The 6,561-nt window shown below is 73.4% G+C and carries 5 protein-coding genes; all 5 read right to left on the bottom strand.

The genetic code is table 11. The features are described 5' to 3' along the window. Nucleotides 1–742, bottom strand: a 742-nt coding sequence (locus NH339_RS16845) for a hypothetical protein (protein WP_253027168.1), incomplete at its 3' end; no start/stop codon positions are given. A 59-nt stretch (nucleotides 743–801) separates the two neighbouring features. Then, nucleotides 802–3,126, bottom strand: a complete 2,325-nt coding sequence (locus NH339_RS16850; RefSeq protein WP_253027169.1) for an FdhF/YdeP family oxidoreductase — start codon at nucleotides 3,124–3,126, stop codon at nucleotides 802–804. Nucleotides 3,127–3,163: 37 nt separating this feature from the next. Continuing rightward, on the bottom strand, nucleotides 3,164–3,706 hold the full coding sequence (locus tag NH339_RS16855) for an SRPBCC family protein (RefSeq protein ID WP_253027170.1): 543 nt from the start codon (nucleotides 3,704–3,706) through the stop codon (nucleotides 3,164–3,166). Nucleotides 3,707–3,836: 130 nt separating this feature from the next. Beyond that, nucleotides 3,837–5,816 (bottom strand): AarF/ABC1/UbiB kinase family protein, encoded by a 1,980-nt coding sequence (locus NH339_RS16860; RefSeq protein WP_253027171.1) that lies wholly within the window; start codon nucleotides 5,814–5,816, stop codon nucleotides 3,837–3,839. Between the two features lie 9 nt (nucleotides 5,817–5,825). Next, on the bottom strand, nucleotides 5,826–6,561 hold a 736-nt coding region (locus tag NH339_RS16865), incomplete at its 5' end, for an XdhC family protein (RefSeq protein WP_253027172.1).

The following is a 6,561-nucleotide window of genomic DNA, read 5'->3' on the forward strand; positions in this document are numbered from 1 at the left end:
CCGTCAGGACGATCGCGACCCCGGCCACGGCGGCGGCCGCGAGCACCGAGGTCGTGCCGTCGGCACGGCCCGTGACGGCGATGCCGAGCATCGCCCACGCCCCGGCAGCGGCGTAGGCCACGTTCCCGCCCGTGCGGACCAGCACCGCGAGCAGCGTCACGGCCGCCACCACGAGGACGCCGAGCTGCCAGCCGACCGACCGCGCCGACACCACGTCGAGGTCGACGAGTGCGGTCGAGAGGTTGAGGAAGAACGCTGCGGTGACCCAGCCCGCGAAGAGGCCGACCGCCGCGCGCGTCAGCACCGCGAACCAGCCGGGTTCGAAGGACGAGCGGGCCGTGGTCAGGACGGCGTCGACCGCGGCGACCAGCATGAGGAGCAGCGCGAGCGCGGTCGCGAGGCTGCTGTCGAGGGCTGCCAGCAGGATCCACAGCGCACCACCGAGGTAGAGGACGACCAGGTCGACCTGCAGACGTCGCGGCACGGCACCGGGGCCGCGGACCAGCGTGGCCACCGCCTGGGCGATCGCCAGCGTGTAGATGACGCCCCAGATCGAGAACGCCCAGCCGACGGGCGTGATCAGCAGCTCCGGGCCCGAGCCCTGGGCGGGCGACGCACCCGGACCACTGATCGTCACGACAGGCGCCACCACCTCCAGCACCGACGCGACGAGCACCGCCCATGCGAGTCCCTGGGTGCCGGTCCGGGCCGCTGCGTGCGTGCTGCGCGTCGTGGTCGCCATGCCTCGAACGTACCGACGATCTGCGGGTCCGGCCCGACGAGACGGCACGCGGGCGCGGGTCAGGCCGTGGCTCCCTCCGGCGCGCGGTCCGGGCGCGACCCCACCTTCTCCAGCCGCACGACGACGTCCTTGTACGTCGGCTGGTTGCTCGTCTCCGCGACGCTGTCGAGCGGGACGAGCACGTTGGTCTCGGGGTAGTAGGCCGCGGCTCCTCCGCGCGGTGTCGGGTAGGCCACCACCGTGAACCCGGACGCGCGACGGTCCACGCCGTCCTCCCAGACCCCCACGACGTCGACGGTGTCGCCGTCGGACAGGCCGAGGTCGAGCAGGTCGTCGCGGTTCACCATCACCACCTGGCGACTGCCGTGGATGCCGCGGTAGCGGTCGTCGTCGGTGTAGGGGACGGTGTTCCACTGGTCGTGCGAGCGCAGGGTCTGGAGCACCAGGTGGCCGGCGGGCGCGCGCGTCGCGCGACCGCGGTTGGCGGTGAACCGTGCCGCGCCCGTCTCCGTCGGGAAGACCCCCTCGTTCACCGGGTTCGGCAGGGTGAAGCCTCCGGGGCGCGTGACGCGCCGGTCGTAGTCGTGGAAGCCGGGGACGATGCGGGAGATGCGGTCGCGCACGTGCCCGTAGTCGGCCTCGAAGTCGGTCCACGGGATCCCTTGGGAGCCGTCGAGCGTGGCCCGTGCGAGGCGGCACACGATGGCGACCTCGCTCAGCAGGTGCGGCGACGCGGGCGTGAGCCGTCCTCTCGTGGTGTGGACCTGGCTCATCGAGTCCTCGACGGTCAGGAACTGGGGACCGCTGTCCTGGACGTCGAGCTCGGTGCGGCCGAGAGTCGGCAGGATGAGCGCGGTCTCCCCGCACACGGCGTGGGAGCGGTTGAGCTTCGTCGAGACCTGCACGGTCAGCCGGCACCGGCGCAGGGCGGCCTCGGTGGCCTCGCTGTCGGGCGCCGCGCGGACGAAGTTGCCGGCCAGGCCGAAGAAGATGCTCACCTCGCCGTCGCGCATCGCGCGGATCGTCCCCACCGCGTCCACCCCGTGCTCGCGCGGCGGCTCGAAGCCGAACTCGTCGCGCAGGGAGTCGAGGAACGCGTCGGGCATCTGCTCCCAGATGCCCATCGTCCGGTCGCCTTGCACGTTGCTGTGCCCCCGGACCGGGCAGGGGCCCGTCCCCGGACGGCCCACGTTGCCGCGCAGGAGCAGGAAGTTCACGATCTCGCGGATCGTCGGGACGGCGTGCCGCTGCTGGCTCAGCCCCATGGCCCAGCAGACCACGACGCGGTCGCTCTGCAGCACGTCCTCGTGCACGGCACCGATCTCGTCCAGCGTCAGGCCGGTCTCCTCGAGCACCTTCGCCAGGTCGACGCCCCGCACGTGCTCGGCGAACGTGTCGAAGCCGTCGGTGCTGGACTCGATGAAGTCACGGTCCAGCACCGTGCCCGGCGCCCGGTCCTCGGCCTCCAGCAGCATCCGGTTCAGCGCCTGGAACAGCGCGAGGTCGCCACCGGGACGCACCTGCAGGAGCCGGTCGGCGATCTCGGTCCCCCGACCCACCACGCCGCGCGGCTTCTGCGGGTTCTTGAACCGGCGCAGCCCGGCCTCGGGCAGCGGGTTGACGGCGACGATCCGTGCACCGTTGAGCTTGGCGGTCTCCAGGGCGGACAGCTGTCGCGGGTGGTTCGACCCCGGGTTATGGCCGACGAGGAGGATCAGGTCGGCGTTCTCGAGGTCGAGGAGGCTGACCGACCCCTTGCCCGTCCCGAGCGTCTCGTGCAGCGCGAAGCCGCTCGACTCGTGGCACATGTTGCTGCAGTCGGGCAGGTTGTTCGTGCCGTACGCGCGCGCGAACAGCTGGAAGAGGAACGCGGCCTCGTTGCTCACGCGTCCCGACGTGTAGAACGAGGCCTGGTCGGGCGAGTCGAGCGACCTCAGCTCGTCGGCCACGAGGGCGAACGCCTCGTTCCAGCCGATCGGCTCGTAGTGGTCGGAGCCCGGACGCTTGACCATGGGCTCGGTCAGCCGGCCCTGCTGGTTGAGCCAGCGGTCCGATCGTGACGCGAGGTCGTCGACCGGGTGCGCGCGGAAGAACTCGGGCGTCACCCGACGCCGCGTGGCCTCGTCGTTGATGTGCTTCGCACCGTTCTCGCAGTACTCGTTGCGCGAGCGGTGCCCGACCTCCGGGTCGGGCCAGGCGCATCCCGGACAGTCGATGCCGTCGACCTGGTTCATGGTGAGCAGGGTGCGGGCCGTGCGGGGCACGGTGGTCTGCTCCAGCGAGTACTCCAGCGCATGCCTGACCGCCGGCACGCCGGCTGCCCAGGTGCTGGGCTCCTCGACCGTCAGGCCCGTGGTCTCGTCGTCGTGCGGTGCGTCGTCCATGGTGTTCCTCTCGACGTGCTGGTCGGGCGGCTCGGGCTCAGCCGTGCACCCACCCCGGGTGGGCCGGCGGCTCCTTCTCGACGTGCTCGACCCGACCGCGGTGGATGGTGCCGCGCCAGGCCTCGCCGACGTCGCCCACGGTCTCCACGAACGTCGCGAAGCGGTCCAGCTCGGCGCTGACGAGCGGTCGGAGGAGCGCCTCGGCCGCTCGTCGGGGCACGACGGGCGGGCACGGCACGCGGAGGGTCAGGCCGACGACGCAGGTGTCGGGTCCGGTGGCACGGAACGTCACCTCGCCCTCGTGGACGACGCGGCTTCCGAGGGTGTGCCAGGCCACGAGCGTGTCGGGATGCTGCTCCACCACCTCGGCGTGGAACTCGTGGCGCAGCGGTCCGAGGCGGACGAACCAGCGCGTCACGGCCGGACGGACCTGCTCGACCCGGTGCACGTGGCGCGCGAAGCGCGGGAAGCTCTCGTACTGCGTCCACCGGTCGTAGGCGGTGCGCACCGGCACGCGCAGGTGTCGCTCCTCGTCGACGGTCCCCGGGCCGCGGTGGCCCCACGGCCTAGGCGCGCGCACGACGCCCTCCTGGTCCCCTCGGGGCTCGGGTGCAGGGCATGGCGTCCTCCGGTCGGGTCGGCGTCCGGTCGGGTCGGCGTCGACACCTCGGGCGTACCCGCAGCGTCGGCGTCCATGCGCCCAGCACCGCTCAGTCCCGGTCGAGCGGTCGCTCCTGTCCGTGGAACATGCCGACCGCGACGCGGAGGGCGACGGTGACGCCCGCGAACCCGAGCAGCCCGCCGAGCAGGTCGACGAGCGAGAGCCGCGGGGTGAGCTCGGGCCCTCCACCGACGAGCACCAGGACGACGGCCAGCACGCTGGCGGCGACGCCGAAGGCGGCGACGAACACCCCGTTCAGCTGGTCGCGCAGCCAGGTGCGGTCCTGAGGATGACCCAGCGTCCTCGTCCGGACGGTGAAGGTGCCGTCGCCCAGCGCCCGACTCACGTGCTCGACCCGACCCGGGAGACGGCGCGCCACGGCCGCCAGGACACCAGCCTGGCCCGCTGCCTGCGACGCGACGCGGCGCGGCGACGTCAGTCGGCGCACGAGGGACGGCAGCTGTTCGCGGGCGGACGCGAGCAGGCTGCGCCCCGGGTCGAGCAGCGTGACGACCCGCTCCGCCGACGTCAGGGTCCGGAACGCACCGGCGACGTCGCCCGGCACACCGATGCCGTGTCGACGCATGACGCCGAACAGCCGGGTGAACGCCTCGGCGTCGAGCTCCGTCCGCAGCTGCAGCGCGGCGATCTCCCGACCGAGCTCGCGCCGCAACGTCAGGACGTCGGTGTCGGTCGGGACGTCGAACGCCAGCACGAGCGCGTCGGTGGCCGTGACTGCGTCGTCACCGAGGACGCCCAGCAGGAGCAGGGCGAGCAGGTGCCGGGTCTCGCTGTCCAGCAAGCCCACGGCACCGAAGTCGAGCACCCCCAGGCGGCCGTCGTCGGTGAGCAGCACGTTTCCCGGGTGCAGGTCGGCGTGGAAGACGCCAGTGACGAAGATCGTGTCGAGCAGCGCCGCGACGAGCGTGTCGGCCAGCTGCTCCCGTCGTCGCTCGGACAGCCCTGCGACGACCTCCGCACCGCCCGACAACGGCCGCCCGACCAGTCGCTCCATGACGAGCAGGCGGCGGGTGCTCAGGGTCGTGTCCACCGCCGGGACCACCAGGTCGGGCCACGCCGAGAGCGCCGCGCCCCCGGCTACGGTGTTCGCGGCCTCCACGCGGTAGTCGAGCTCCTCCCGCAGCGACCGCCCGAGGCCGTCGGCGAGCCCCACGACCGACATCTCGCGAGCCCACGGCCACTGCCGCTCCGCCCGGCGAGCCAGCCGTCCGAGGATGTCGACGTCGACCAGTACCTGTCGCTGCGCGTCGTGCCTTTGCACCTTGACCACCACGTCCCGCCCGTCGGCGGTCGTCGCCGCATGGACCTGCGCGAGCGACGCGGCCGCGAGGGGCGTCGTCTCGAAGGTGGCGAAGACCGTCTCGGGCGGCGCCCCGAGCTCAGCGACGACCGTCGCCCGGAGGTCCTGCGCCGACTCCGGCTGGGCGTCCGACTGCAGCGTCGCCAGGGCGCGTGTGGTCTCCTCGGGCAGGAGGTCCTCCCGGGTGGCGAGGATCTGTCCGACCTTGACGAACGTGACGCCGGATCGCTGCAGAAGCGTCGTCAGCGCCGGACCGAAGGGACCGGACCCCGGCCCCCGACGCAGCGCGACGAGCGCCCCCGACGTCGTGGCGACCGTGCCGAGCTGGACGTACCGTCGCCCTCGCCGCACGGCATCGCGCAGCGCCACACCTGCGCGTCGCGGACCGGGCACGGACCCGGTGGGGACCAGCACCTCGAGGACGAGCACGACGGCGAGGCAGGCAGCGAAGACCCACAGCGCCGCGACGCAGAAGAAGACGACACCCACGGCCACGGGCGCGGTCAGCCCCTCCTCGGCGGATCCGAGGTCGGCGCGTTCGGCGAGCGCCGAGGTGACGGGTACCCCGACGACGAGCGCCGACAAGGACACGAGGACGGTGCGCAGGGTGCCGACGCGCGCGCCGAGCACGCGACGGATCACCGTGGCCAGCCCGACCGCGAGCAGGACCAGGGCGATGCTCGAGACCACCCACCCCAGCACCGCCATGCCGGCACCCTAGCGCAGCGTCGACCTCGCGCGGCCCGCCTCGAGCACCGGCCGTCCGGACGTCCCGGCGACCCTCCGGTCCGGCTCCGCCGTGGGCCGGTGGATCGGCCCGTCGGTGTCGCCCAGCCCGCGTCCGGTGCCGCCACGACGGACGGCGACGACCTCGGCGAGGATGCTGATGGCCGTCTCCTCCGGCGTGCGCGCGCCCAGGTCGAGGCCGAGCGGCGAGTGCAGCCGGTCGAGCTCCTCGCCCGTGAGGCCCGCGGCACGCAGCTGCTCCAGCCGCTCCCGATGGGTGCGCCGCGAGCCCATCGCCCCGACGTAGGCGACGGGGAGGCGCAGCGCTCGGGTCAGCGTCGGCACGTCGAAGCGGGCGTCGTGGGTGAGCACGCACACCACCGTCCGGGCGTCGATCCGACCGGCGGCGACCTCGGCGTCCAGGTAGCGGTGCGGCCAGTCGACGACCACGCGGTGGGCGTCGGGGAACCGGTCGACGGTCGTGAACGCGGGCCGGGCGTCGCAGACGGTGACGTCGTAGCCGAGGAAGCGTCCCGCGCCCGCCAGGGCGCGGGCGAAGTCGACGGCGCCGAGGACCACGAGACGCGGCGGCGGGGTCCACGTCTGGACGAACGCGCGCACGCCGGAGGCGAGCGGCGAGCCGTCGGGTCCGCAGTGCACGACGCCGCTGGCACCGCTCGCCAGCATGGCCTGGGCACGCTGCTGCAGCGCGCGACGCAGACCGGTC

Origin of the sequence: Aeromicrobium sp. CnD17-E (genome assembly GCF_024124745.1) — a bacterium.
Lineage (GTDB): Bacteria > Actinomycetota > Actinomycetes > Propionibacteriales > Nocardioidaceae > Aeromicrobium.

Excerpts from the sequence above, each read along its gene's own strand:
- NH339_RS16850 (WP_253027169.1), bottom strand. The coding sequence starts at position 3,126 with ATGGACGACGCACCGCACGACGACGAGACCACGGGCCTGACGGTCGAG.
- NH339_RS16860 (WP_253027171.1), bottom strand. The coding sequence starts at position 5,816 with ATGGCGGTGCTGGGGTGGGTGGTCTCGAGCATCGCCCTGGTCCTGCTC.